Origin of the sequence: Xanthomonas nasturtii, from assembly GCF_001660815.1 — a bacterium.
GTDB classification, from domain to species: domain Bacteria; phylum Pseudomonadota; class Gammaproteobacteria; order Xanthomonadales; family Xanthomonadaceae; genus Xanthomonas; species Xanthomonas nasturtii.
The window spans coordinates 1-24,511 of the sequence record NZ_LYMI01000037.1 but is presented as its reverse complement, the minus strand read 5'-3'; the positions used below and the strand labels follow the sequence as shown (position 1 = coordinate 24,511).

Here is a 24,511-nt window from a genome sequence, read left to right as displayed (position 1 = left end):
TTCGAAGCGTTCGTACCAAACGCTTTGCATCACGTTTAAACCTTCCGCATACAGCAGTCGCACTCACGCCAGTCACTCCCATCTACCGGAAGACAGCGCCATGGCCATGCCGACCGACTCGATCGCTTTCCACGCCCGTCTTTCGCCGCAACAGCTCGCCGCGCGCGATCTGTTGCTGGGTATCGAATGGACCTACGCCGAACTGGACGACCTGATCGGCCGCCTCGCCGCATTACTGCACAGGCGCGGCTGCGTCGACGGGCAACGGCTCGCGGTCCTGGCGCGCAATTCGGTCTGGCAGGTGGCGCTGCACTTCGCCTGCGGGCGGGTCGGGGCGATCTATGTGCCGCTCAACTGGCGCTTGAGTGCAAGCGAACTGGATGCCCTGCTGCAGCGCGCGGAACCGTGCCTGTTGCTGGGCGACGATGTCGCTGCCGGACGTGCGGAGGTGGAAACCCTGGCAAGCTTCGTGGCCAGCGCCGAAGCACTGGAGCCCCCCGACACGCCATGGATTCCGCCGGATCGCGTCAGCCTGATCCTGTTCACCTCCGGCACCTCCGGCCAGCCTAAAGGTGTGTTGCTGAGCGAGCAGAACCTGCAGCAGGTGGCGCACAACTTCGGCGTCACCACGCGCGTGGATGCGACCAGCAGTTTCCTGTGCGAAGCGCCGATGTTTCACATCATCGGCCTGGTCACCAATGTGCGCCCGGTGCTGGCGGTGGGTGGCTCGATCCAGGTGTCCAATGGCTTCGAGCCCAAGCGTACGCTGGGTTGGCTCGCAGACCGATCGCTGGGCATCACCCACTACGTTGGCGTGCCGCAGATGATGCAGGCCTTTCGCAATCAGCCCGGTTTCGATGCCGCAGCGCTGCGGCACCTCACCGCATTGGTCAGCGGCGGCGCGCCCCATGCCAGCGACGATCTGCTCGGCTGGCTGGACGATGGCATCCCGATGGTCTGCGGCTTCGGCATGAGCGAAGCCGGCACCGTGTTCGGCATGTCGGTGAACTGCGAGGTGATCCGCAACAAGCTCGGCGCGGTCGGCATTGCCTCGCCAGCGGTGCAGACCCGCGTGGTCGATGGCAATGGCGACGACTGCGCGGTGGGTGTTCCCGGCGAGCTGTTGTTGCGCGGCCCCAATCTCAGCCCCGGTTACTGGCGCGACCCGCAGGCCAGCGCCGAGGTACTCGATGGCCAGGGATGGTTCCGCACCGGCGATATCGTGCAGCGCGATGCCGACGGCTTCTTCTGGGTGGTCGACCGCAAGAAGGACATGTTCATTTCAGGCGGCGAAAATGTGTACCCGGCAGAGATCGAAGCGGTGCTTGCCGATCACCCGGAGATCCGCGAGTGCGCGGTGGTCGGCATGGCCGACCCGCAATGGGGCGAGGTGGGCTATCTGGCGATCGTTCCGGCCGATGAGGCGCCGGACCTGGAACAGATCCGCAGCTATCTGATCGAACGATTGGCCAAGTACAAAGTGCCCAAACACCTGCGCGTGGTCGATGCGTTGCCGCGCACGGCGACCGGCAAATTGCAGAAAGGGCGCTTGAAGGACGTATTGGCCAATGAGGCTTGACGCGCATCGCACCGACCTACCTGCGCGACCCGAACAGCGCAACGGGCAGCGTGGGCTGCCCGTCGTTTGCTTTCTACACGTTGTCCAATGTGTCAAACAGCCATGCGCTGGACGCCCGTTGATCGTTGGTGCAAATCATCCTGAGCAGCGAAGCAGCGCTCAGGCTTTACCCAAAATCATGCAGACGCATCCAACAACAAATCGTCTTCGCCAACGCGGTCGTCCACCCACACCGCGCCCTGTTCGGCCATGAGTGCGAGCTGGTTCTCCAGCTCGCGCATCAGCAAACGCACGCCGGGTTTGTGGATTGCGCTGCCGTCGCGGTAGATCACACCGCCCGCGCGTGCCTGCGAGGGCTGCTGCAGCTGAAACGCACGTAACTCGCCACGTGCGATATCCCCGGCCACCATCATGCTCGGCATCACCGCGATGCTGTCGGTACCGAGCAGAATTTCGCGAGTGAAACTGGCCGAGCTGGAACGCAACTGGTCGCGCGTTGCCAGGCCGTGTTCGCGCATCACCTGTGCCACGTCGCGTTCCACATGCTGGCTCAGGGTCGGCAGCACCTGCCGGTACGCCGCAGCTTCGGCAATGCGCACCGGGCCATTGGCGAACAACGGATGGTCGCTGCGCGCCACCAGCGCAATCGGATCCTGGTACAGCACCTTGCGGATCAGCGCGTCGTAACGGGCCAGCGGATACAGCCGCCCCACCACCAGGTCGATCTCGTTGCCGGCCAGCTTGGGCAACAATTCATCGGTGCGGCCGTGCAGCAGGCGCACCCGCAGCGTGGGTTCGGCGCGATACAACGCAGCCAGCACCGCTGGCAGCAAGCCGCTGGCCGCCACCGGCAACGCGCCCACGGTGATCGTGAGCGCATCGTCCTGCAGCAGCCCTTCGAAGGTGTCCTGCGCGCGGCGTAACTGGCCCAGCACTACGTGTGCGGTCTGCACCAGCACCTCGCCCATCGCATTGGGGCGCACGCCGCGCGAGTGCCGCTCGAACAACGGCGCGCCGACGATCTCTTCGATCTCCTGCAAGGCGCGTGTGAGCGCGGGTTGGGTGACATTCAAAACGCGTGAGGCGCGTAGCAGGCTTTTCTGCCGGTCCAGCGCCTCGATGACACGTAGATGCCGGACCTTGATGCGGTGTTCGAAGAACACGGAGGACATGGTCATGGGGGTAGGCCTTACGTTGGGAAGTCGGTTAACGCGGCGAGGCGGCGCACAGCTGCCGCGGGCAGCTCAGCGCGCATCGGGCACACGCCGCGTCTGCATGAAGTCTTCGAACGATTCGCCGCGCATGATCGCGTAGACCTGCAGATTGGTCATACGCACCACGCGCGCGAATTTTTCGATGACGAAGAAATTGGCGCCGTACTGCACCAGCCCGAGCCAGTCGCGCGCACGGATCAGCGCCTTCTCCTGCTCGGTGAGTTCGGCTTCCTGCATCAGGACTTCCGCATCCTGTAAAAAACGATCGCGCCATGGGGCGCGGATCATGTGCCAGAAAAACCGATTGAGGCGCAGCGCACGATTGCTGGTGCGCAGATCGAACAGATACGTGCCGCCGATCTGCTCCATGCCATGGGTTTGCGGATTCATCAGCAGCTCCTCATGCCGCGTCGGCAGTGCGTGCGAGCAGCTCGGCCGAACGCGGCGCGCCGGCCGCTTCTTCGCCCGGCTCGTACAGCACCACGGTCATCGCGGTGGTGGTCATCAGGTAGTAGTTCTGATGCAGCTTGCGGATCGGCCCGTCGAGGGCGCCGCGCATCGCCAGCCACATGATCTGCTCCACGCTCTCTGCACCGCCCAGGCGTACGTAGTCGGTGTGGGTGAGATCGGTCAGCGTTTCCGGCGCGTGCTGGAAGCGGTCCAGAAACTCCATGTCCCACTCGGTGTTGTTGAAGCCGGTGCGCTCGCCATGGATCTGATGCGATAGCCCGCCGGTGCCAACCACTACCACCCTGAGATCTTGCGGGTAAGACTCGATCGCACGACGCACCGCCTGGCCCAGGCGGTAGCAACGGCGTGCCGTCGGCAGCGGGTATTGCAGGACGTTGATCGCAATCGGCACCACCGTGCCCGGCCAGTCCGGCACATGCGGCCACAGCAGCGGCAGCGGAGCCGCGCAGCCGTGGTCGATGGGCTTGTCCTGAAACACCGTCAGATCGAATTCGTCGTTGACCAGGCACTCGGCGATATGCGCTTGCAGCTGCACATCGCCGCGGATCGCAGGCAGGTTACGCAGGCCTGCGCCTTCGTCGGCAACCGGAAAGCGCTCGCCGACGCCCAGCGCGAAGGTCGGATACAGATCAAAGAAAAAGGTCGTGCAGTGGTCGTTGTAGAAGAACACCAGCACGTCGGCCCGCTGTTTGGCCAGCCACTCAGCCACCGGCGTGTAGCCGTCGAACAACGGCTTCCACACCGGATCCTGTTGCTTGCCCTTGTCGTAGGCCACGCCGATGGTGGGAACGTGCGAGGTTCCGATGCCGCCGATGATGCTAGCCATGCTTTGCTCCTGCGACGCACCGCCGCCAGCAAAAGGCAGCGCGCACGCCATTGATTGAGTCAGGATCGACGATGCAATGGATCCCAACACGGACGACCAACCACTCCGGATCGCCAAAACGGTATCCTTGGGATCCAAATTGCCATCAAGCGACCTCATCTGCAAGGTTTTTATACAAGTAATTGCGAGTTTTCCCCCTTCGAAGGAACGTGCGCTGCAGTACGGCGCGAGAGAATGGAGCCAATGGCGAACAACCACCGATTGCAAGCGGTACAGCAGCTACGCGAATTGATCCTGTGCGGCACCTTTGCCCCCGGCGAGCGCATCACCGAGGCGGCCCTGGCCGAGCGCCTGGCCATTTCGCGCACGCCCATTCGCCAGGCGCTGCCGGCGTTATGCCAGGAGGGCCTGTTGGTGCAGGTCGGTAACCGTGGCTATGCGATACGGCGCTTCAGCCAGCAGGAAAGCCTGGATGCCCTGGCGGTGCGCGCGCTGATGGAGGGCATGGCAGCGCGCACGGTGGCCGAACAGGGCGCATCGGCCACCTTGCTCTCCACCCTGCGTGATTGTCTGTGCGAAGGCGACCGGCTGTTTGCCAAGCGCAGCCTTGATGCCGGCGACGAGCAGACCTACGGCGCGATCAATGCCCGCTTCCATCGCGCCATCGTGGTGGCGGCCAACAAACCGATCCTTACCGAGACCGTGGACCGCTGCACGCTGGTGCCGTTCGTCAGCCCGGTCAACGTGGTGTTCGGTCAGCGCACTGCCACGCTGGCTTATGACGACCTCTATTACGGGCACCGCCAGCATGGTGCGATCGTCGCGGCTATCGAGCAACGCGATGGCGCACGTGCGGAATTGCTGTTCCGCGAACATGCCAATACGCAGCGGCACAGCATGGGCCTGTGATGCCTCATGGGTGCACGGGGCCGCGCGCCGAGTAAAGGGACTGGCATCGGGCATCGATGTACGTGAAGCGGATGTCGGTCGTACCTGCGACGCATGACCACGCATACAGCAAGACATGGCGCCATTCGACCATGCACGCCGACCAAGACGATCGGCGTGCATGCCGCCTTGCTTGCGCTATAGCGAGTGCACGAACATCAGGTTGAAGGTGTTTCCGGCTACCGAGTTCTTGACCTCGACCGGCAGGTAGACATTGAAATTGAGCACGTTCTTCGCGTCCAACCGCCACGAAAGCCCTGGCCCCATGTAGAACTGTGTGCGTTTGCTGTCGGGCACGCGCTGGCCATTGGTCCGGTTATCTTGCAGCTGCTGTAGGTAGAAGCCGTTGACACCGACCCGCAGCTGCTCGGTCACCTTGACCGAGCTGGCAAAATTCAGCCACGCCAGATCGCCTGCCTGGCCGTTGCGGAACTGGAAACCAGGAATTGGCGGCACTCCACCGGCACGGTCGGTGCGGAAGTTGTACATGTAATGCAGCCGCATGCTGACCTCCCAGTTATCGGTGGGCTGTACCGTAAATGCCCAATGCGGCGAGAACGACCAGTAGCCGGTGCTCTGGTTGATCGCGATGTCGCGATCGAACTTGCCCACCGGTGCAAATGCCACCAGGGCGAAGCGCTGAAACAGCAAGATCCGGTCGTTGCGCATCACCGGCGGCATCTGCAACGCCGCCCCGATCGCGATATCGCCAATGCCGAATCCGTTGTCGCTCAACCGCACCGGGCTGTCGGCGGCAAACGAGGCATTCTGGTTGACCAGCGGCACGATGGCGTCGACGGAAATCGTGCCACCCAGCCATTTGTAGGGCGTCACGTAGATAAGCTGGGTCAGCGCTGCCGAGCTGCTGATCTTCGGATCGCGAAACGCCGGCGAATCTTTGCCTTGCGCATCCAGCACGGCATTCAGGTGTGCATGGCGCAGATATTCGATCACCGTCCAACCAGGTTGGGTGGAACCAAAACCATCGAAAAAACTGGTGCCACCCAGGTTGATGCCTTGCGGCACCGGAACTGTGTCAGGCACGGCTTGTGCGGAGGCCGCCGCCGGCGCCAGCGCACCCAGCAGCAGAGTCAAGCTGCCGGCGCGCAGGCGATGCGACCGGAGCGATGAGCGACGACGAGCAACAAACGAACATGCGCGTTCCACTAGGCGATTCTCCAACGAAGATGGGCGATTGAGGCAACGCGACTTGGGGGAGAGCAGTGTCGAGATGCCGCCTGTCAGGGCCGGCGACATCGTTGAACAGAAAGACCGCGATCAATCTCGGTCAGTGCGCCTCGACGCGCAGCAGCAATGCGCCGAGGCGTTGCTTGAACAACCATTGGTTGTCTTGGTGCACCAGCACATCGTCGAAGGTGCCGATCAGTGCAGGCGCCTGCGCCGTCCAGGGGACAGACGCGTCGGCCTGCGGTGCGCTGTAGAGCAGCACATGGCTATGCGCATGGGCCAGCGTGCTCGATTGGACGCTGACCAGGGTATTGAGCATCAAATGACAGGTGTTGCGTGGCGCGCGAGCGCGGAAAGCCTCCAAGATCGCTTCGCGTCCATGCACGGGCACGTCAGGTGCGCTCGGGCGCGCAAACACGCCATCGTCAGTAAACAATGCAGCGAGTTGCTCGTAATCGTGGCGATCGTTGTAAAGCGCAAACCGGCGGATCAATTGCTCGCAGGCAATGATGATCGATGCATCGTCGTGCATGCAGCCTCCTTGAAGTCCAGCCATTACCGGTCGACGCGGTCAGCAGCTGCCGCGGCTAGGCAGACGCCGCTTCACCTGCGCCATCACGCGGCCTGCAACCAATCGCGCAGCGCCACCGTCACCGCAGCGGGTGCTTCCACCGGCGCCATATGCCCGCACTCTTCGAACACGGCCAGACGCGCCTGCGGAATCTGCCGCGCCATGTCTTGATGCCGTGCCAGCGGGCTCCAGGCATCCTGGCGCCCAACCCCCAGTAAGGTGGGGCAGCGGATCTGCGCAAGCACCGGCGCGGCATCCGGGCGCTCCAGCAACGCGTTGACCTGACCGGCAAAGCTCTGCGCGGTTTGGCGCTGCACCATCGCGCTGAGGTCTTGCATCACGCCGGTATCGGCGATGCGTGCGGGGTGCAGCATCGGTGGCAACCAGGCCAGCGCCAGCGCATGCATGCCTTGCGCCTGCGCCAGATCCACCAGCGCCTGGCGCTCCTCGCGTTCGCCATCGCGACGCGGCGCAATGCCAGTATCGAACAGTGCCAGCTGCGTCACCCGCTCGGGCGCCTGACGCATGATCTCCAGCGCCACCCGCCCGCCCATCGAGTGCCCGGCCAGCGCAAACTGCGGCGGTGCGATGGCCAGCACATGGGTAGCCATCTGCACGATGCTGTCGAACCCGGGGAAATCCAGTACCTGCACATCGGCCAGATCGGCCAGCGCATCGCGCTGCGGCTGCCAGATAACGGCGTCGCAGAGCAGGCCGCAAAGCAGCAGCAAGGTGGGTCTAGATGTGTGCGAAACGGAAGTCATGCCGCGACTGTAGCCACGCCGGCCGCGTGCGTCGTATGGAAGATGCGGCCTACGCTATAAGCTTTTAGACATAAAGCGTCGACTGGGCCGGCTAGGCAGAGAGCAGGCCGGCAGACGTAAGATTGCCTACGCGCCGCCGGATGCCCGTTGCCACAACACATCGACCAGCGGCGGCAGCCTGCCGGCCAGGCCGAGCACCGATCCACGCAGCAGGGTCAGGTGCATCTCGTCGTTGGAAAACACGTTGTTGATCGCATCGAAAGCGTACGCGGCCACGGCATTTTCACTGCGGCGGGTACGCGCCCAGCGCTGCAGCCGGTGCGCAGCGGCCCAATCCGCACGTTTGACGAGCGCGGCGCGCACTTCCGCACGCAGTGCAGCGACATCGCGCAACCCCAGGTTGACGCCCTGCCCCGCCAGCGGATGCACCACATGCGCGGCGTCGCCCAGGGTCAGCACGCGACCACTGACGTACTGCTCCACCAATTGCCGTTGCAGCGGGAATGCCGTGCGTGCGGAGGCCACACGCACTTCACCCAGGCGCGCGGCAAAGGCCTGGGTCAACTCGCGCGAAAACGTCGCGTCGTCCAGTTGCAGCACACGTTCGGCATCGCTATCGGGCAACGTCCAGACAATCGAACTACGGCCATCGGCAAACGGCAGAAACGCCAGTGGTCCGGTGGTCAGAAAGCGCTGCCATGCAGTGGCCTGGTGCGACTGTTCGGTCTCCACGAAAGCAACCACGCCCCGTTGCGCGTAGGCGTGCCGCGACACCGGCAGGCCGGTCAAATCGCGCAAGGTGGACGACGCGCCATCGGCCGCGATGGCAATGGCCGCTTCCAGCCGGCTGCCATCGTCCAGGCGCAGGCGCACGCTGCTGGTGTCCTGCTCCAGTTCGGCCACGCGCGCCGGGCAATGCACTTGGATCCCGGCGCTGTGCACGGCCGCCCACAGGCGATCGACTAGCAACGCATGTTCGACGATCCAGCCGAGTTGTTCGCGACCCAATGTATCGGCGTCGAAGCAAAGCTCGCCGCCACCGCCGGCATCCCAGACCCGCATGCGTCGATATGGCTGCACGCGCGCGGTGCGCACCGCGTTCCACACGCCCAGGCTGTCGAGCAATGCGGCGTTGTCGGCAGCGAAGGCGTAGACGCGCAGATCCGGCTGATCGGCGCGCCAGCTTGCCGGGTCGCGCCCTTCGACCAGGGCCACGCTCAGGCCGGCGTCGGTCAGCGCCAGCGCGCAGGCGGCACCAACCACGCCGCCGCCGACGATCACCGCATCGCGCGTACAGCGGCGGCTCATGCGATACCCCGGCAGAGCTGCGGGACATCGCCACGGAAGCCCATCGCGCCGCCGACCAGCATCGATTGCAGCGGCGCTGCCTGCGAAGTCGCGAACAAACCGAGGCTACGCAACGGCCGCAGCAACGGTGCCGGATTGCCGGTCAGCCGCGCCAGACCGCTGGAAAACCCGATGGTGTGCTCGCGATCCACCCGCCGCCGCGCCAGATACTCGGCCAGCAACGCGCCGGCACCGGCATCGCTGCGATCGTGTTCGATCAACTCGGCCAGCGTCAGTGCATCGCGCAATCCCAGATTGAAGCCCTGCGCACCGATAGGGTGCAGCGTCTGCGCCGCGTTGCCGAGCAGGACCACGCGCTCGGCGACCAGGTCGTTGGCCAGCACCTGCACCAGCGGGTAGGCGCTGCGCTCGCCGCTGGCGACAAAGCGCCCGGCACGCCAGCCGGCCGCACGCTGCAAGCGGGCAAGCCAGCCGGCGTCATCGAGCGCGGCCACGGCGTCGGCCTCGGCACGCGCCACGCAGTGGATCGCGCCGTAGTGGCGGTCGCCGCGTGGCAGCAATGCGGTTGGTCCGTGTTCGCCAAACCGCTCCCAGGCCGTGCCATCGGGCGGCCGGGAGGCGCGCACACGTGCCACGAACAAGGTCTGCAGGAAATCGTGCGTGTCGGTGTCGATGTGCAGCAACTCGCGCACCGCGCTGTTGCTGCCATCGGCGCCGACCACCAGTTTGGCGTGCACACGCTGCTCGCCAGCCTTAGTGGTCAGGCGCACCGCGCGCAGGCCGTCCTGCACCGGCTCCACGCCGATGCAACGTGCCGGGCGGTAACGGCGTAGATGGGTCAATTCGTCCAGGCGCGCCTGCAAGGCATCGCCGAAGTCGCGCGCCACCACCACCTGGCCGAAAGCGTCGCGGCCGTAATCGGCCGCGTCCAGTTGCACGCGACCGAAGTCGCCGGCGCGGCTGACATGGATGCGCCGGATCGGCCCGGGCGGGCTGCGCAGCTTGGCCATCACCCCGAGCGCGCCGAGCGCATTCACGGTGGCCGCGGCGAAACTGAGGTTGCGTTGGTCGAACACCGCCGGCGGCGTGCCGGCCGGGGTGGCCTCCACCAGCCCGACATCCAGGCCGAGGCGGTCCAGCGCAATCGCCAGGCTTGAGCCGACCAGGCCGCCGCCAACGATCAGAACGTCATGGGGAAGTGTCATCCCCACATGATAAGCCTTCGCCCATGCGCGTTGCCGCCGAAGGCTGGGACATCTTGCCGCGCCCGCTGCCGCCTGCGGCCCGCATGGCTCGCAGGTGCCGCAGGCACTCCCCGCGCCGATTGCACGCTGCCGCAAGGCGCGGGCAGCGCCGCTTCCACGCTACACTCGCGGACCTGTGATCCGGCTCCCTTCGCGCATGACTCCTCGCTCGCACGACACCCTGATTCTGAGCCTGCTCGCCTTGCTGATGGCGGCCACGCGGATCAACCACTTCGCGCCGGTTCCGGACGCGTCCTGGGCGGTGTTCTTCATCGGTGGCTTCCACCTGGCCGCGCGCACCCGGCTGGCATTCCCGCTGTTGATGGGGCTTGCGGTGGCAGTGGATTGGCTGGTGATCACCCAACAGGGCCTGAGCTTCTGGCAGCACTACTGCGTGTCGCCGGCGTATTGGTGCCTGATCCCGGCGTACTTCGCGTTGTGGGCTGGCGGCGTGTGGCTGCGCCGGCACTATCACGGCGCGCAGTGGAGCGCGCTGGCCAGGCTGGTGCCCGCCCTGCTGATCGCCGTGGCGCTGTGCCAGCTGATCGCCCAGGGCAGCTTCTACTGGATCAGCGCCAGCGTGGCCGAACCGACCGTGTCCGGCTGGTTCAAGAATTACACCGACTGGCTGGGCCCGTACCTGCGCAGCACCGCGCTGTATGTGGCCGCTGCGGCGGCAATCCAGGTGGCTGCCGAGCCGCTGGCCGCCCCGCGTCGCCAGCCCCACGCCGGCTGAGTCATGGGCAACCGACTCTCACGTATCTATACGCGTACCGGCGACGACGGCAGCACCGGCCTGGGCGATGGCAGCCGGACCGGCAAGGACGCGCTGCGCGTCAATGCCTACGGCACCGTGGATGAAGCCAATTCGGCCATCGGCGTATTGCTGGCCGCACCCGGGGTGCCGGAGCCGATCGCCGCACTGCTCACCACTGTGCAGCACCAGTTGTTCGACCTGGGAGGCGAGTTGTGCATTCCTGGCCACGCGGCCATCGAGGCGGCCGACATCGAGACGCTGGAGCGCCAGCTGGACGCCTTCAACGACACACTGCCCGCATTGAAGGAATTCATCCTGCCGGCCGGTGGCGAAGCGGCCGCGCGCTGCCATCTGGCCCGCACCATCGTGCGCCGGGCCGAGCGCGAGACCGTTGCGTTGTCGCGCCAGGAAGCGGTGCGCAGCGAGGCGATCGGTTACCTCAACCGCTTGTCGGACCTGCTGTTCGTGCTGGCGCGCGTGCTTGCGCGTGTCGACGGACAGCAGGAAGTCCTGTGGCGGCATGACCGCCGGCGCGGTTGAGCATGTGCCCGGCTCGACGGAGAGGCTAGAGTTGCCCCATGTTGGTCTTTACCCATCACGCCTGCCTCGGTCACGACGCCGGCCCTGAACACCCCGAAAGCCCCGCCCGCCTGGAAGCGGTGGTCGAGGCCCTGCGCGCCGCGTTCCCGGATCTGGACTGGCGCGAGGCGCCGCTGGCCAAGCTCGGCGACCTGTGCCGGGTGCACGAGCGCGAGCAGGTGGACGCGGTGCTGGAAACCGCCTTCGACGGCTATCGCCAGCTGGACGTGGACACGCGCATGGTGCCCGCCTCGCGCGCGGCCGCCCTGCGCGCTGCAGGCGCCGGCATCGCCGCCGTGGACGCGGTGATGCAGGACCAGACCCGCACCGCCTTCTGCGCAGTGCGCCCGCCCGGCCACCACGCCACCGCGCAGGTCTCGATGGGCTTTTGCCTGTTCAACAACATCGCCGTGGCCGCCGCCCACGCGCGCGACCGGCATGGGCTGGAGCGCATCACCATCGTGGATTTCGACGTCCACCACGGCAACGGCACCCAGGCGATCTTCGAGCGCGACCCGGCCGTGCAGTACCTCAGCACGCACCAGTCCGGGTTGTTCCCGCACTCGGGCAGCGTGTACGAGCGCGGCGTGGGCAACATCCACAACCTGCTGCTGCCGCCTGGCAGCGACGGCCTGCGCTTTCGCAATGTGTGGGAAGACGAGATGCTGCCGCTGATCGATACCTTCCGCCCGCAGCTGATCCTGATCTCCGCCGGCTTCGATGCGCATCTGCGCGACCCACTGGCCGACCTGATGCTCGACGACGACGATTTCGCCTGGCTCACCGGTGCCCTGCGCACCCTGGCCGACCGCCATGCCCGCGGCCGCGTGGTCTCCATGCTGGAAGGCGGCTACGACCTGCAGGCGCTACGCGAAAGCAGTGTGGCGCACGTGGCCGCACTGCGCTGAGCCTGCCGGGACAGCAGTCGCGCCACCGGTTGCGATGAACCTCGCCCCCCCGATGCGGGCGCTCTTCATTGCCCCTATGCGGGGTATGCGGCAAGCTAGTCGCCATTTTATTGGTTGAACCCACGCGTGCGCCGAGCTCTCCGCCTGCTGCCCCTGCCCTTGAGCATCGCCATCTGCCTCCCGGCCATGGCTGCCGACAAGCCGTTGAACTGGGGTTTGTGCCCGGCCGTGGACCCGCTGCCTGGTTTCGATGGCGCCCCCGCCGCCGACGCCAAGGCCGCCGAGATGCGCCAGCAGCTGCCGACCGACATCGAAGGCGACCAGTTGTCCGGCACCAGCACCACTCCGCAGTACCAGGGCAATGTGGCGCTCAAGCGCGGCGACCAGTTCCTGGGAGCCGACAACCTGCGCATGGACACCGAAACCGGCAACTACATCGCCGAAGGCAATGTCCGCTACCAGGACACCTCCTTCCGCATGGTCGCCGACCGTGCCGAAGGCAATCAGGACACCGACGCCCACAAGGTCAGCAACATCCAGTACCAGCTGGTAGACAGGCGCGGCAATGGCGCGGCCCAATCGGTGGACCTGCAGGGCCAGGTCGGGCAGATGCACCGTTCGACCTATACCACCTGCGACCCCTCGCAGCCGATCTGGCGGGTCCGCGCGCCGGAGATCGACGTCGACAACGAAGAAGGTTTCGGTACCGCACGCAATGCGGTGCTGCAGATCGGCAAGGTGCCGGTGCTGTATTTCCCGTGGTTCAAGTTCCCGATCGACGACCGCCGCCAGACCGGCTTGCTGTTTCCGCAGTTCGGCCTGTCCGGGCGTAACGGTTTCGATTACCTGCAACCGATCTACCTCAACCTGGCGCCGAACTACGATGCCACCCTGCTGCCGCGCTACATGAGCAAGCGCGGTTTCATGTTCGGCACCGAATTCCGCTACCTCTATGAGGGCGGTCGCGGCGAAATCACCGGCAACTATCTGCCCAATGACAACCTGCGCAAGAAAGACCGCGGCAGCGTTTTCTATAGCGGCTACCACAACGTCAACAGCCATTGGCAGGCGCGTAGCAGCATCTCCTGGGTCAGCGACACGCGCTATGTGGAGGACTTCACCAGCCGCATCAATGGCATGGGCTCGGCGTCCAGCCTGCAAAGCACCGTGGGCATCTACGGCACCGGCGAAACCTGGACAGCCGGCCTGATGGCCGACCGCTGGCAGCTGACCGACTACACGCTGGACGAACAGGCGCTGCCCTACAACCGGCAGCCGCGCGCGTATTTCACCTGGGAGAAGCCGTTCGGCATCTTCGAAGCGGGCGTGTATGCCGAAGCGGTGCGTTTCACTCATGACGACTCGTACTTCGTCCAGCCTCCGAGCCCCAGCACTCCAGGCGAAACAAACAGCCGAGACGATAACGACGAATACGTCCGCACCAACATCCGCAACAGGGAGTACGGCAGCGGCTCGCGCCTGGACGTCAAACCCTACATCTCGATGCCGTTGTCGGGCGCAGCCTGGTTCATCACCCCGACCGTGGCGTGGCGCTATACCGCGTATCAGCTGGATTCCATTGTCGCAAACACCGCGCCGCTGACCGGCAACCGCTCTCCCACGCGCAGCCTTCCGATCACCTCGCTGGATGCAGGCCTGTATTTCGATCGCGAAACCTCGCTGTTCGGGACCAACTATCTCAATACGCTGGAACCGCGCATGTACTACCTGTACGTGCCCTACCGCGACCAGGATGATCTGCCGGTCTTCGACACCCGTCCGTTCACCTTCAGCTACGGTCAATTGTTTCGCGACAGCCGCTACACCGGTGCCGATCGCCAGAACGACGCCAACCAATTGACCCTGGCCGTGACCTCACGCTGGCTACGTCAAGAGGATGGGCGCGAGAAGCTGTCGCTGAGTGCCGGTCAGATCCTGTACTTCAATGATTCGCTGGTGACGATCAACAGCTCCGCTGCCAACAGCGAGCAACCCATCGAACAGGGCAAGTCCGCCTGGGTGGCCGATGCCAACTACATGATCAACGACCGCTGGTCCATGGGCGCCACCTACCAATGGAACCCGAACTCGCGCAAGGAAGATCTGGCCAGCCTGCGCACGCGTTACCTGCTGGGCAACGACGGCATCATCAATCTGGCCTACCGCTATCGCCGCGATCTGATCAGCAATAACGACCAGTTGAAACAGGCCGACTTCTCGTTCCTTTACCCGATCAACCCCACCTGGAGTGCGGTTGGCCGTTATTACTACTCGCTGCTGGATCGCGAGCCGCTGGAAATCATCGGTGGCGTGCAGTGGGACAGCTGCTGCCTGGCGGTCCGCGCACTGGTGCGCCGCTTCGTGCGTAACCGTGACGGCGAGATGGACAACTCCATCCAGTTCGAGTTTGTCCTCAAGGGCTTGAGCTCGTTTGGCCAGAACACGGACCGCACTTTGCGCCGTGCTATTCTCGGCTATTACCGCGACGACCTGTACCTGGTCCCGCCCAGCAATACCAACACCACGAGCAATCCGGACGATTACGATCCGAACCTGATTCCATGACCAAGCCTTTCTCTGTCGTTCTTGCCTCGTTGCTGGTCATCACCAGCACGGTTTCGCCGTTGGCCTCGGCACAGCAATCCCAGCCGCTGGATCGCATTGCAGCCATCGTCGACGAAGACGTGGTGCTGCAGAGCGAGCTTGATCGCGCGGTGCGCAACGTCAAGTCGCAGTACGCCGGCCGCGAAAACCAGCTGCCGCCGGACGACGTCCTGCAGCGCCAGGTGCTCGAGCGCTTGGTGTTGGTCAAGTTGCAGGTCGGCCGCGCCGACGGCAGCGGCATCCGCGTCAGCGACGAGGAACTCAACCGCGCCATCGCCAGCATCGCCCAGCAGAACGGCACTACCGTGGATGGCTTGCGCCAGAAGCTGGCCGCCGACGGCATGGGTTATGCCGATTTCCGCGCTTCGGTGCGCGACGAAATCATCGTGCAGCGCCTGCGTCAGAGCTTCGCGCAGAGCCGCATCAGCGTGAGCGAAGGCGAAGTGGACGCCGCGCTGGCCCAGCAGGCCACCACCGGTAGCCAGTACCACCTGGCGCACATCCTGGTCGGCTTGCCGGAAGGTGCGACCGCCGAGCAGATCGCCACCGGCCAGAAGAAGGTCGATGGCGTCAAGGCCTTGATCGACAAGGGCGAGCTGGATTTCTCCGCAGCCGCAGTGCGTTATTCGGATAGCCCGAATGCGCTGGAAGGCGGCGATCTGGGCTGGCGCAGCCTGGATGAAATTCCCAATGCGTTTGCCCAGCTGATTCGCGACATGCAGCCTGGCCAGGTGGCCGGACCGCTGCGCGGCCCGAGCGGTTTCCAGCTGCTCAAACTGGTGGAAATGCGCGACGCCAATGCCGGCGGCGAGAAGAAGATGGTCACCGAGTACAACGCACGCCATATCCTGGTGCGCATCGGCGACAACCAGACCGAGGCACAGGCCAAGGCCAAGATCGATACGTTGCGCGCACGCATCACCGGCGGCGCCGACTTCCAGGCAACGGCCAAGGAGTCTTCCGAAGACACCAATAGCCGTGGTCAGGGTGGTGATCTGGGTTGGTTCCCGGCCGATGCATTCGGCCCGGACTTTGGCAAGCAGGTCGAAGGACTGGCAGACGGCGCGGTGTCCGAGCCGTTCCGTACCCAGGCGGGCTGGCACATCGTGCAGCGTGTCGGCAGCCGCCAGACCGACGTCAGCGCCGAAAATCAGCGTGCGCAGATCCGTGAAACGATCGGTCGCCGCAAGCTGGAAGAAGAGTACAACCGCTATCTGCAGGAACTGCGCGGCGAAGCGTATGTGAGCTACCGTACCGGCGACCGCGCCGATGACAACGCCACAGCCGCTCCCGCCAAGTCGGCAGACCCGGCAGCGCCTGCGGAACCGACGCCGCCGCCGGCAGAGCCGACGCCCTGATTCCGGACGCCCGGAGTTCATGATGGTCCCGTCGCTCGCGCTGGTGCCAGGCGAGCCGGCTGGAATCGGGCCGGAGCTGTGCGTCCGGCTCGCGCAGCGGCCGCGTTCCGACGCACATCTGATCGCCTACGCCGATCCCGACACCCTGCACGGCGCCGCAAAGGCGCTGTCGTTGTCTGTGCGCTTGCTCGATCCCGACCAGCCGGCACGCGCACCAGGCGACCTGCCGCTGCATCCGGTTCGCCAGGCGGTGGCAACGCGCTTTGGCGCTCCAGACCCAGCCAATGCAGCGGCGGTGATTGCCGGCTTGCGTGAGGCCGCGGGCGCGTGCCTGGCCGGCCGCCTGCAGGGCATCGTCACCGGCCCGGTGCACAAGGCAGTGATCAACGCCGGCGGCATTCCCTACACCGGCACCACCGAGCTACTGGCCGAACAGGCAGACTGCCCAGTGGTGATGATGCTGGCCAACAGCATCGTGCGCGTGGCGCTGGTGACCACCCATCTGCCGCTGCGTGCAGTGGCAGATGCGATCACCCCCGGTGCCCTGCTGCAGTGCCTGCGCATCACCCACACCGCGATGCAGCGCGACTTCGGCCTGGAGCATCCACGCATCGCCGTGCTCGGCCTCAATCCGCATGCCGGCGAAGACGGGCACCTGGGCCGTGAAGAACTGGATATCGTCATTCCGGTACTGGAGCGGCTGCGTGGCGAGGGCATGCAGCTGATCGGCCCGCTGCCGGCGGACACTGCGTTTTTGCCGCAAAAACTGAGCGGTTTCGATGCGGTGGTCGCGATGTATCACGACCAGGGCCTGCCGGTGCTCAAGTACAGCGGTTTCGAGCAGGCAGTGAACATCACCCTCGGGTTGCCCTACCCGCGCGTGGCGGTGGATCACGGCACCGCGCTGGAACTGGCCGGCCGCGGAATCGCAGACCCGTCCAGCCTGATGGCGGCCACCGAGCTATGCGCGCGCCTGGCGGCACGCCGCTAACCCGCCTGCGCTTACCTGTTGCCGGCATGCCGCATCGGGCACGCCGCCCATCCCCAGGCCGTAAAGCGGCCAACAAGTACGACGGCGCAGCCGCCAGAGGAGTGCGGCCGGTGCTCGGTGCGGCATGTATCACTCGTCCACTGCGGTTGTGAGCGCGCCGTCCGCACCCACCCGACGGCTGCTTGCTACGGTGTGTCAGCCGCTCCACACCACACGCGATCCCTGTACCAAGCATGCGGTAGCGTGCACGTCGCCCATCTGGCGGCGCCTGGTGCGCGCAACGGGCCCGCGTGCAGGCGCTGCCTCCGTTAAACTGCACAGATGAATTCTTCTTTCAGCGCACCGGCCAAGAAGTCGCTTGGCCAGCACTTTCTTGCCGACCGGTATTACATCGACCGCATCGTGCAGGCGGTGGACCCGCGCGCCGGCCAGCATCTGGTCGAGATCGGTCCGGGCCAGGGCGCCATCACCTTCCCGCTGCTGCGCAAGCATGGCGCCTTGACCGTGATCGAATTCGATCGCGACCTGATTGCGCCGTTGACCGAGGCCGCTGCGCCCATCGGCGAACTGAGCATCATCCATCGGGATGTGCTCGGCGTGGATTTCACCGCGCTGGCCAACGGCACGCCGATCCGCCTGGTCGGCAACCTGCCCTACAACATCTCCTCGCCGATCCTGTTCCATGCGCTGGACCATGCTGCCGCGGTGGCCGATATGCACTTCATGCTGCAAAAGGAAGTGGTCGACCGCATGGCTGCCGGCCCCGGCAGCAAGGTCTATGGGCGGCTGAGCGTGATGCTGCAGGCGTATTGCGAGGTCACTGCGCTGTTCGTGGTGCCGCCGGGCGCCTTCCGGCCGCCGCCGAAGGTGGATTCGGCCGTGGTGCGGCTGGTGCCGCGCGACCCGGCCACGGTGCAGATCAAGGATCGCCGCCGCTTCGCCGACGTGGTGCGTGCCGGTTTCGGGCAACGCCGCAAGACCTTGCGCAATGCCTTGTCCACCGTCTGCGAACCGGCGCATTTCGAAGCTGCCCAGGTGCGCCCGGACGCACGCGCCGAACAACTCGAGGTCGCCGATTTCATCCGGCTGGCCAATGTCGAGCTGGCTTGAGCGCCGCTCCCACACGGTTTTATTTAGACTTTCGCCATGCAAGATGATCCGCGCTATCGGGTCGAGGTCGAGGTATCGCCCCGCTTCCTCGCTCATCAATCCACCCCGGACGAGGGCCGCTATGCTTTCGCCTACAGCATTCGCATCCAGAATGCGGGCGCCGTGCCTGCGCGCCTGATCGCGCGGCATTGGCTGATCACCGATGGCAATGGCCGGACCGAGCAGGTCGATGGCGAGGGCGTGGTTGGCGAGCAGCCGTGGCTGCGCCCGGGCGAAGCTTTCCACTACACCTCCGGCGTGCTGCTGGAGACCGAGCAGGGACAGATGCAAGGCCACTACGACATGGTGGCCGACGATGGCACCGAATTCACCGCCCCGATCGCCGCCTTCGTGCTGAGCGTACCCAGGACGCTGCACTGATGGATGTTGGACTGATGGAGCGCGCGCAATGAGCGTCTGGGCAATCGGCGACCTGCAAGGGTGCTACGACATCACCCAGCGGTTGCTGGAAAAAATCAATTTCGACTCCGCACAGGACACGCTGTGGTTCTGCGGCGACCTGGTCAACCGTGGCGGGCAGTCGCTGGAAACGCTGCGTCTGGTGCATTCGTTGCGCGCACACAGCGTGGTGGTGCTGGGCAATCACGACCTGTCGCTGCTGGCGATCGGCGCACGTTCGGAAGAAGAACAGCGCAAGGTCAACCCGGATCTGCTGCGCATCGTGCTGGCCGAGGATCGCGACGCGCTGCTCGACTGGCTACGCATGCAGAAGCTGGCGCATGTGGACCGCGAACTGGGCTGGATGATGATTCACGCCGGGCTGGCGCCGAAGTGGACCACGCAGACGGCCGAGAAACATGCGCGCGAGGTCGAGCAGCAATTGCAGGGCGGTGGTTACCGCAAACTGTTGCGCAACATGTACGGCGATCAGCCGGGCTGGTCGCCGGGCCTGAGCGGTTACGACCGCAGCCGCGCGATCATCAATCTGTTCACGCGCATGCGCTATTGCACCCCGCGCGGGCGCATCGCCACCGACGACAAGGGCACGCCGGGGACGCAGGCGCAGGGCCTGTATCCATGGTTCGAAGTGCCGGGCCGGGTCGAGCGCGATCTGAAGATCGTCTGCGGGCATTGGTCTGCGCTGGGCCTGACCATCACCCAGGGCGTGCATGCCATCGATACCGGCGCGGTGTGGGGCGGCAAGCTCACTGCCTTGCAGCTGGATACCGACGAGCTGCGCGTGGTGCAGGTGCCGGGACGCGAAGTGACCGGGCCGGCACCGACGGCGCGTGCTCCGCGGCGTCCACGCGAGCGTCAGGGGCGCCAGCGTTCGCGCGGCAACCGCGGCGGCAATGCGACGAACGCTGCAGCGGCTCCAAACCCGCAAGCCGATCCACCACAGGATTGATTGCGCAAGGCGCCCGTCGTCATGGCGATGGCGGGCATTGCAGAGCGCATGGCTCAGCGGCGCTGGTAATCCACAAACGAAAACGCATAAGCATGCCGGCTATCAGCAGCATGCAACTCACGCCGCACGGGCGACCACACCGCCGGGTCGATGGGCGGAAAATGCGTGTCGGCATCGTCCACTGCAGTGTCCACTTCGGTCACCGCCAGCAGATCGGCACGCTCCATGGTCAGGCGATACACTTCACCGCCACCGATCACGCACAGCTCCTGCGCGCCATCTTGCGCGGCGCGTTCGATCGCATGCTCCACCGATGCCACCGCCTGCATACCGTCGAACGGTACCTGCCCCGAGCGCGTCAGCACCAGATTCAAGCGCCCCGGCAACGCACGCCCCAACGACTGTGCCGTCTTGCGCCCCATCAGGATCGGCTTGCCCAGCGTCAACGCCTTGAAGCGTTTGAGGTCATCGGGCAATTTCCAGGGCAAGTCGTTATCGCGACCGATGGCGTTGTTGCGATCGAAGGCGACGATGAGGTGGAGCCGGGAGCGGGGAGCGGCGACCGGGGACCCGGAGAGCGAATCCTGGGGAAGCTTTGTTGTTGCCATTGGTGCTGTTCGGGACCGGGGACCCGGGACCGGGGACCCGGCGGGCGAATCCTGGCAAAGCTCCGTTGCTGCTGTTGTTGCTATCGCCGGGTCCCGGGTCCCCGGTCCCCGGTCCCGACTACTCTCCCGACTCATACCGCCACCGGTGCCTTGATCGCCGGATGCGGGTCGTAGCCTTCGATGGCGATGTCTTCGAAGCGGAACGCGAACAGGTCGGTGACCTCGGGATTCAGGCGCAAGGTGGGCAGCGCGCGCGGGGTGCGCGCCAGCTGTTCGCGGGCCTGGTCGAAGTGATTCGAATACAAGTGCGCATCGCCCAGCGTATGCACGAAATCGCCAACGCCCAGGCCGGTGGCCTGCGCCACCATGTGCGTCAGCAGCGCATAGCTGGCGATATTGAACGGCACGCCCAGAAAAATATCGCCACTGCGCTGATAGAGCTGGCAACTGAGCTTGCCGTTCACCACGTAGAACTGGAACAGGCTGTGGCACGGCATCAGCGCCATCTGCGGCAATTCGCCCACATTCCAGGCGCTGATCACCAAGCGGCGCGAATCGGGATTGCGCTTGATCTCGTCCACCAGCCACTGCATCTGGTCGATCTCGACGCCATCGGGGCCAGTCCAGCGCCGCCACTGCTTGCCGTAGACCGGACCGAGATCGCCGTTGGCGTCGGCCCACTCGTCCCAGATGCGCACCTGGTTGTCGCTGAGATACCCGATATTGGTATCGCCCTGCAGGAACCACAGCAGCTCGTGGATGATCGAGCGCAGGTGCAACTTCTTGGTGGTGACCAACGGAAAACCGGCATTGAGGTCGAAGCGCATCTGCCAGCCGAACACGCTGCGCGTGCCGGTGCCGGTGCGATCAGACTTCTCCGCGCCGTGTTCCAGCACGTGCTGCAGCAGATCCAGATACGGCTTCACTTCGCGGCCTCCGCCACTGCGACGTCGGGCAGCACCGGCTGCAACACCGGCGCGCGGCGCGACATCGCCAGCAGCACCAGGCCGACCGCAATCAACGGCAGGCTCAGAATCTGGCCCATCGTCAGCCAATTGAAGGCCAGGTAGCCGATCGGTGCGTCCGGCACGCGTACGAATTCAACGATGAAGCGGAACACGCCGTACAGCAGCGCGAACAGGCCCGACACCGCATAGCGTGCGCGCGGCTTCATCGAAAACGCCCACAGCACCACGAACATCACCACGCCTTCCAGCGCCGCTTCGTAAAGCTGCGAGGGATGGCGTGCGAACTGATTCAATGCGCCAGCGGCGTACTGCGCCTGGATCTGCGCCGGCAACTGATTGGCAAGCTCCGGCGCATGCGGAAAGATCACGCCCCAGCCGGCCTGCGTGAACTTGCCCCACAACTCGCCGCCGACGAAGTTGCCGAGCCGCCCGAACCCAAGGCCCAGCGGCACCAGCGGCGCGACAAAATCCATGACGTCGAAGAAATGCAGCCGGTGCTTGCGTGCCCACAGCCAGCAGGCGATCAACACGCCGAGCAGGCCGCCGTGGAAGCTCATGCCGCCTTCCCACACCTTGAACAGGATCAGCGGGTTGGCCAGGAAGGTCTCGAAGGCATAGAACAGCATGTAGCCGATGCGCCCGCCCAGCACCACGCCGAGCATGCCGTAGAACAGCAGGTCGGAGAAACCGTCCAAGTCCACCCCGGGCAGGCGGCCGCGCAAAATGCGCGAACGGCCCAGCGCCCAGGCCGAGGAAAACGCCGCCAGATACATCAAGCCGTACCAGTGCACCTGCACCGGGCCGAGCGAGAAAGCGATGGGGTCGATGGCGTGCAGATAGATCATGCGGACCGCGTATCACGTAGAGCGAGGCGGCTATTCTGACACCTCGGGCGCGCTCAGCCTAAGAGCTGCGGACGATCGGGCAGCTCGTCTTCATGCTGCACACCGTCTGTGGCCGGGAAATACTCGGCCAACAGCTCGGTCACCGCCTCGATGCCAGCCAGAACCGCCGCCTCGTACTGACCTTCGCGCAGGAACTGCTGCATGCGCCGGCACACCTCCGCCCAGCAGGCGTCGGGCACCTGGCTGCGCAGGCCGCGGTCGGCCACCACTTCGATGGCATGGTCGGCCAGCAGCAGATAGATCAGCACCCCGTTATTGGCTTCGGTGTCCCAGGTGCGCAATTGCGCGAAGGCCTGCTCGGCGCGCTGCCGCGCGCTGTGCCCGCGCCACAGCACGTCCAGCGGCAGGTCCGCCTCCACAGCGACCATGATCTGGCCGGTGTGGGAACGCTCGCTGGCAGCCACGGCCGCGGCAATGGCATCCATGCACGCGGCTGGAAAACTGCGCTGCGCCGATGGCGCGAAAACATGCCTGAGCCACCGCATTACCAGCTCCCCGAGGCGCCACCGCCTCCTGATGACCCGCCACCGCCACCCCAGCCACCGCCGCCGAAACCGCCACGGCCGCCGCCACCAAATCCGCCGAACCCGCCGCCGCCCCAGCCACCACCGCCGACGAAACGGCCCGGCGAGCCGGAGGCCAGGCCAGCCAGCAATCCGATCACCGCCGCCCCTGCGCTGGCGAACAGCAACGACGTAAACAACAATGCAGCGCCGCCAGCGGCAACGCCGGTCAACAAGGCGCGTAGCGGGCGCGGTAAGGCGCCCAGGATGCTGCGCGCCACCATGGCGACCACGAAACCGATGAACAGCGCCATGATCCAGCCACCGCCGCCCGCGCCGTTGCCGCCATCGGCATGTCCGCTGACCGGCGCCGGCAAGGCCTCGCCCTCGATCAGGCCGGCCAGCGTCGCGGTTGCGGCACTGATGCCGCCGGCGTAATCGCCCTCGCGAAAGCGCGGCGCCAGATACTCCTGGATGATGCGGTTGGCGGTGATGTCGGGGATCGCGCCTTCCAGGCCGTAACCGGGCTGGATGCGAACGCGGCGATCGTCCTTGGCCACCAGCAGCAGCACGCCGTCGTCCACGCCCGTGCGGCCGATCTTCCATTGGTCGAACACGCGTTGGGTGTATTGCTCGATCGCTTCCGGCTGCGTCGTCGGCACGATCAGAATCTGCAGCTGCGCCCCCTTGCGTTGCTGCAGGGCCAGTGCCTGTTGTTCAAGTTGCTGGATCTGTGCCGCATCCAGCGTGCCGGTGACATCGACGACCGGCGAGCGCAGCGGCGGAATGGCAGCCAGATCCTGCGCCAGCAGCGACGCCGGCAGCACAAGCAACGCCATCATCCACACCATTCCCAAAAACGTTCGCCGCATTGCCAACTCCTACCTGATGCGCACTGACATTCCGTCGTTCCCTTCTCCCACCGGGACATTGTCCCCCTTCATGGGGGAGAAGTGCCCCGAAGGGGCGGATGAGGGTGCGAGCGAAGCGACGTGCAGTTGGAAAACACAGAAGCTTCGCGCCGTACCCTCACCCCAACCCCTTATCTCTTGGCGATCTGCCAGATTAGGTGTCGAGAGCCGGCGTGGTCGACCGATAACCCACAGGTCTAAACAACCGCGGGAGAGCGAGGTCGCCACGCCGGGATCTCCTGGCAAACGCCCGAACAGTTGCTGGAGTTGGCACTCGTAACGATCAGGCTGGGCAGCCCAGGAGAGCTCTCGACCCTTCGAGCATAGCGGAGTTTTTCCATGGCATACGGCGTAGGTATCGATGTCAGCAAGCAGTGGTTGGATGTGCATGTGCATGGCTGCAAAGGCGAGCGGCGCTTCCCCAACACGGCGGCAGGTCTGCGCCAGCTGCGCAGCTGGCTGGGACACATGGAGCTGCACCAAGTGGTACTGGAAGCCACGGGCGGCTACGAACTGGCAGCGTTGGATGCGCTGCATGCGGCCGGCCTGCCGGTGGCGCGTGTGAACCCTCGCCAGGCGCGTGACTTTGCCAAGGCCATCGGCCAACTGGCCAAGACCGACACCTTGGATGCGCGCGTGCTGGCGCAGATGGCGATGGTGGTATCACTCACGCCCTACCAGCCGCTGGAAGGCTGGCGCCGTCAGCTGCGCGAGTACCAGCAGCGCCGCACGCAGGTGTTGGCGACGGTGCAGCAGGAGCGCCAGCGGCTGTCTCAACTGACCGATGT

The 24,511-nt window shown here is 65.3% G+C and carries 25 protein-coding genes and 1 other RNA gene; 13 read left to right on the top strand and 13 right to left on the bottom strand.

Annotated features, from left to right (window positions below):
- Nucleotides 1-100: 100 nt before the first annotated feature.
- Nucleotides 101-1,579 carry an AMP-binding protein gene (locus A7D16_RS14215; protein ID WP_064633784.1) on the top strand — a complete coding sequence of 493 codons (1,479 nt, stop codon included), beginning with the start codon at nucleotides 101-103 and terminating at the stop codon, nucleotides 1,577-1,579.
- A 176-nt stretch (nucleotides 1,580-1,755) separates the two neighbouring features.
- On the opposite strand, the gene A7D16_RS14210 is transcribed toward A7D16_RS14215, so the two are convergent.
- From A7D16_RS14210 to A7D16_RS14200, 3 genes are all read right to left on the bottom strand, one after another.
- Entirely contained in the window at nucleotides 1,756-2,757 is a 1,002-nt protein-coding gene (locus A7D16_RS14210) for a LysR substrate-binding domain-containing protein (protein ID WP_064633782.1), read from the bottom strand.
- Between the two features lie 66 nt (nucleotides 2,758-2,823).
- Entirely contained in the window at nucleotides 2,824-3,183 is a 360-nt protein-coding gene (locus A7D16_RS14205; RefSeq protein WP_064633780.1) for a protocatechuate 3,4-dioxygenase, read from the bottom strand.
- A 10-nt stretch (nucleotides 3,184-3,193) separates the two neighbouring features.
- The gene (locus A7D16_RS14200) at nucleotides 3,194-4,090 is read right to left on the bottom strand and encodes a gallate dioxygenase (protein WP_064633816.1); all 897 of its coding nucleotides are present in this window, start codon (nucleotides 4,088-4,090) and stop codon (nucleotides 3,194-3,196) included.
- A gap of 234 nt (nucleotides 4,091-4,324) precedes the next feature.
- On the opposite strand from A7D16_RS14200, the gene A7D16_RS14195 reads away from it, so the two are divergent.
- Nucleotides 4,325-4,999 (top strand): GntR family transcriptional regulator, encoded by a 675-nt coding sequence (locus A7D16_RS14195; RefSeq protein ID WP_064633778.1) that lies wholly within the window; start codon nucleotides 4,325-4,327, stop codon nucleotides 4,997-4,999.
- A gap of 177 nt (nucleotides 5,000-5,176) precedes the next feature.
- On the opposite strand, the gene A7D16_RS14190 is transcribed toward A7D16_RS14195, so the two are convergent.
- The 5 genes from A7D16_RS14190 to ubiH all read right to left on the bottom strand — a co-directional run bounded on the left by A7D16_RS14190 (nucleotide 5,177) and on the right by ubiH (nucleotide 10,074).
- Nucleotides 5,177-6,124, bottom strand: a complete 948-nt coding sequence (locus tag A7D16_RS14190; protein ID WP_239687011.1) for a SphA family protein — start codon at nucleotides 6,122-6,124, stop codon at nucleotides 5,177-5,179.
- Nucleotides 6,125-6,326: 202 nt separating this feature from the next.
- Nucleotides 6,327-6,758 carry a nuclear transport factor 2 family protein gene (locus A7D16_RS14185; protein ID WP_064633776.1) on the bottom strand — a complete coding sequence of 144 codons (432 nt, stop codon included), beginning with the start codon at nucleotides 6,756-6,758 and terminating at the stop codon, nucleotides 6,327-6,329.
- Between the two features lie 83 nt (nucleotides 6,759-6,841).
- A complete protein-coding gene (locus A7D16_RS14180; RefSeq protein ID WP_064633773.1) occupies nucleotides 6,842-7,561 on the bottom strand; it encodes an alpha/beta fold hydrolase in 720 nt (239 codons plus the stop codon).
- 126 nt (nucleotides 7,562-7,687) lie between these two features.
- Nucleotides 7,688-8,869, bottom strand: a complete 1,182-nt coding sequence (locus A7D16_RS14175) for a UbiH/UbiF family hydroxylase (protein WP_064633771.1) — start codon at nucleotides 8,867-8,869, stop codon at nucleotides 7,688-7,690.
- Nucleotides 8,866-10,074 (bottom strand): 2-octaprenyl-6-methoxyphenyl hydroxylase, encoded by a 1,209-nt coding sequence (gene ubiH, locus A7D16_RS14170; RefSeq protein WP_064633769.1) that lies wholly within the window; start codon nucleotides 10,072-10,074, stop codon nucleotides 8,866-8,868. Before ubiH ends, A7D16_RS14175 begins: the two co-directional genes overlap by 4 nt.
- A gap of 196 nt (nucleotides 10,075-10,270) precedes the next feature.
- On the opposite strand from ubiH, the gene A7D16_RS14165 reads away from it, so the two are divergent.
- The 10 genes from A7D16_RS14165 (at nucleotide 10,271) to A7D16_RS14120 (ending at nucleotide 19,828) form a co-directional block, all read left to right on the top strand.
- A complete protein-coding gene (locus A7D16_RS14165; protein WP_064633767.1) occupies nucleotides 10,271-10,849 on the top strand; it encodes a hypothetical protein in 579 nt (192 codons plus the stop codon).
- 3 nt (nucleotides 10,850-10,852) lie between these two features.
- Nucleotides 10,853-11,410 carry a cob(I)yrinic acid a,c-diamide adenosyltransferase gene (locus A7D16_RS14160; protein WP_064633765.1) on the top strand — a complete coding sequence of 186 codons (558 nt, stop codon included), beginning with the start codon at nucleotides 10,853-10,855 and terminating at the stop codon, nucleotides 11,408-11,410.
- A gap of 38 nt (nucleotides 11,411-11,448) precedes the next feature.
- The gene (locus A7D16_RS14155) at nucleotides 11,449-12,357 is read left to right on the top strand and encodes a histone deacetylase family protein (RefSeq protein WP_064633763.1); all 909 of its coding nucleotides are present in this window, start codon (nucleotides 11,449-11,451) and stop codon (nucleotides 12,355-12,357) included.
- Nucleotides 12,358-12,483: 126 nt separating this feature from the next.
- Nucleotides 12,484-14,922: an LPS-assembly protein LptD gene (gene lptD, locus A7D16_RS14150; RefSeq protein WP_064633811.1), complete on the top strand. Its 2,439-nt coding sequence runs from the start codon at nucleotides 12,484-12,486 to the stop codon at nucleotides 14,920-14,922.
- On the top strand, nucleotides 14,919-16,319 hold the full coding sequence (locus tag A7D16_RS14145; protein WP_064633761.1) for a peptidylprolyl isomerase: 1,401 nt from the start codon (nucleotides 14,919-14,921) through the stop codon (nucleotides 16,317-16,319). The genes lptD and A7D16_RS14145 overlap by 4 nt, the downstream gene beginning before the upstream one ends.
- Before the next feature lie 19 nt (nucleotides 16,320-16,338).
- On the top strand, nucleotides 16,339-17,310 hold the full coding sequence (gene pdxA, locus A7D16_RS14140; protein WP_064633759.1) for a 4-hydroxythreonine-4-phosphate dehydrogenase PdxA: 972 nt from the start codon (nucleotides 16,339-16,341) through the stop codon (nucleotides 17,308-17,310).
- A gap of 124 nt (nucleotides 17,311-17,434) precedes the next feature.
- Nucleotides 17,435-17,511, top strand: a non-coding RNA gene (locus A7D16_RS14135) — sX9 sRNA.
- A gap of 120 nt (nucleotides 17,512-17,631) precedes the next feature.
- Nucleotides 17,632-18,420 carry a 16S rRNA (adenine(1518)-N(6)/adenine(1519)-N(6))-dimethyltransferase RsmA gene (gene rsmA, locus A7D16_RS14130; RefSeq protein WP_064633757.1) on the top strand — a complete coding sequence of 263 codons (789 nt, stop codon included), beginning with the start codon at nucleotides 17,632-17,634 and terminating at the stop codon, nucleotides 18,418-18,420.
- Nucleotides 18,421-18,456: 36 nt separating this feature from the next.
- Complete coding sequence (gene apaG, locus A7D16_RS14125; protein ID WP_064633755.1) at nucleotides 18,457-18,840, top strand: Co2+/Mg2+ efflux protein ApaG; 384 nt, start codon at nucleotides 18,457-18,459, stop codon at nucleotides 18,838-18,840.
- Nucleotides 18,841-18,868: 28 nt separating this feature from the next.
- A complete protein-coding gene (locus A7D16_RS14120; RefSeq protein WP_064633753.1) occupies nucleotides 18,869-19,828 on the top strand; it encodes a symmetrical bis(5'-nucleosyl)-tetraphosphatase in 960 nt (319 codons plus the stop codon).
- Nucleotides 19,829-19,881: 53 nt separating this feature from the next.
- On the opposite strand, the gene A7D16_RS14115 is transcribed toward A7D16_RS14120, so the two are convergent.
- From A7D16_RS14115 to A7D16_RS14095, 5 genes are all read right to left on the bottom strand, one after another.
- A complete protein-coding gene (locus A7D16_RS14115) occupies nucleotides 19,882-20,361 on the bottom strand; it encodes a dihydrofolate reductase (protein ID WP_064633809.1) in 480 nt (159 codons plus the stop codon).
- Between the two features lie 206 nt (nucleotides 20,362-20,567).
- Nucleotides 20,568-21,362 (bottom strand): thymidylate synthase, encoded by a 795-nt coding sequence (locus tag A7D16_RS14110; RefSeq protein WP_064633751.1) that lies wholly within the window; start codon nucleotides 21,360-21,362, stop codon nucleotides 20,568-20,570.
- A complete protein-coding gene (lgt, locus tag A7D16_RS14105) occupies nucleotides 21,359-22,249 on the bottom strand; it encodes a prolipoprotein diacylglyceryl transferase (protein WP_064633749.1) in 891 nt (296 codons plus the stop codon). Before lgt ends, A7D16_RS14110 begins: the two co-directional genes overlap by 4 nt.
- Before the next feature lie 53 nt (nucleotides 22,250-22,302).
- Nucleotides 22,303-22,794: a TPM domain-containing protein gene (locus A7D16_RS14100; RefSeq protein ID WP_064633747.1), complete on the bottom strand. Its 492-nt coding sequence runs from the start codon at nucleotides 22,792-22,794 to the stop codon at nucleotides 22,303-22,305.
- A complete protein-coding gene (locus tag A7D16_RS14095) occupies nucleotides 22,794-23,684 on the bottom strand; it encodes a TPM domain-containing protein (RefSeq protein WP_064633745.1) in 891 nt (296 codons plus the stop codon). Before A7D16_RS14095 ends, A7D16_RS14100 begins: the two co-directional genes overlap by 1 nt.
- Nucleotides 23,685-24,062: 378 nt before the next feature.
- Here A7D16_RS14095 and A7D16_RS14090 point away from each other — a divergent pair.
- A partial coding sequence (locus A7D16_RS14090) for an IS110 family transposase (protein ID WP_153043145.1) occupies nucleotides 24,063-24,511 on the top strand: 449 nt, incomplete at its 3' end.

Excerpts from the sequence above, each read along its gene's own strand:
- A7D16_RS14215 (WP_064633784.1), top strand. The coding sequence starts at position 101 with ATGGCCATGCCGACCGACTCGATCGCTTTCCACGCCCGTCTTTCGCCG.
- A7D16_RS14210 (WP_064633782.1), bottom strand. The coding sequence starts at position 2,757 with ATGACCATGTCCTCCGTGTTCTTCGAACACCGCATCAAGGTCCGGCAT.
- A7D16_RS14205 (WP_064633780.1), bottom strand. The coding sequence starts at position 3,183 with ATGAATCCGCAAACCCATGGCATGGAGCAGATCGGCGGCACGTATCTG.
- A7D16_RS14200 (WP_064633816.1), bottom strand. The coding sequence starts at position 4,090 with ATGGCTAGCATCATCGGCGGCATCGGAACCTCGCACGTTCCCACCATC.
- A7D16_RS14195 (WP_064633778.1), top strand. The coding sequence starts at position 4,325 with ATGGAGCCAATGGCGAACAACCACCGATTGCAAGCGGTACAGCAGCTA.
- A7D16_RS14185 (WP_064633776.1), bottom strand. The coding sequence starts at position 6,758 with ATGCACGACGATGCATCGATCATCATTGCCTGCGAGCAATTGATCCGC.
- A7D16_RS14180 (WP_064633773.1), bottom strand. The coding sequence starts at position 7,561 with ATGACTTCCGTTTCGCACACATCTAGACCCACCTTGCTGCTGCTTTGC.
- A7D16_RS14175 (WP_064633771.1), bottom strand. The coding sequence starts at position 8,869 with ATGAGCCGCCGCTGTACGCGCGATGCGGTGATCGTCGGCGGCGGCGTG.
- ubiH (WP_064633769.1), bottom strand. The coding sequence starts at position 10,074 with ATGACACTTCCCCATGACGTTCTGATCGTTGGCGGCGGCCTGGTCGGC.
- A7D16_RS14165 (WP_064633767.1), top strand. The coding sequence starts at position 10,271 with ATGACTCCTCGCTCGCACGACACCCTGATTCTGAGCCTGCTCGCCTTG.
- A7D16_RS14160 (WP_064633765.1), top strand. The coding sequence starts at position 10,853 with ATGGGCAACCGACTCTCACGTATCTATACGCGTACCGGCGACGACGGC.
- A7D16_RS14155 (WP_064633763.1), top strand. The coding sequence starts at position 11,449 with ATGTTGGTCTTTACCCATCACGCCTGCCTCGGTCACGACGCCGGCCCT.
- A7D16_RS14145 (WP_064633761.1), top strand. The coding sequence starts at position 14,919 with ATGACCAAGCCTTTCTCTGTCGTTCTTGCCTCGTTGCTGGTCATCACC.
- pdxA (WP_064633759.1), top strand. The coding sequence starts at position 16,339 with ATGATGGTCCCGTCGCTCGCGCTGGTGCCAGGCGAGCCGGCTGGAATC.
- rsmA (WP_064633757.1), top strand. The coding sequence starts at position 17,632 with ATGAATTCTTCTTTCAGCGCACCGGCCAAGAAGTCGCTTGGCCAGCAC.
- apaG (WP_064633755.1), top strand. The coding sequence starts at position 18,457 with ATGCAAGATGATCCGCGCTATCGGGTCGAGGTCGAGGTATCGCCCCGC.
- A7D16_RS14120 (WP_064633753.1), top strand. The coding sequence starts at position 18,869 with ATGAGCGTCTGGGCAATCGGCGACCTGCAAGGGTGCTACGACATCACC.
- lgt (WP_064633749.1), bottom strand. The coding sequence starts at position 22,249 with ATGATCTATCTGCACGCCATCGACCCCATCGCTTTCTCGCTCGGCCCG.
- A7D16_RS14100 (WP_064633747.1), bottom strand. The coding sequence starts at position 22,794 with ATGCGGTGGCTCAGGCATGTTTTCGCGCCATCGGCGCAGCGCAGTTTT.
- A7D16_RS14095 (WP_064633745.1), bottom strand. The coding sequence starts at position 23,684 with ATGCGGCGAACGTTTTTGGGAATGGTGTGGATGATGGCGTTGCTTGTG.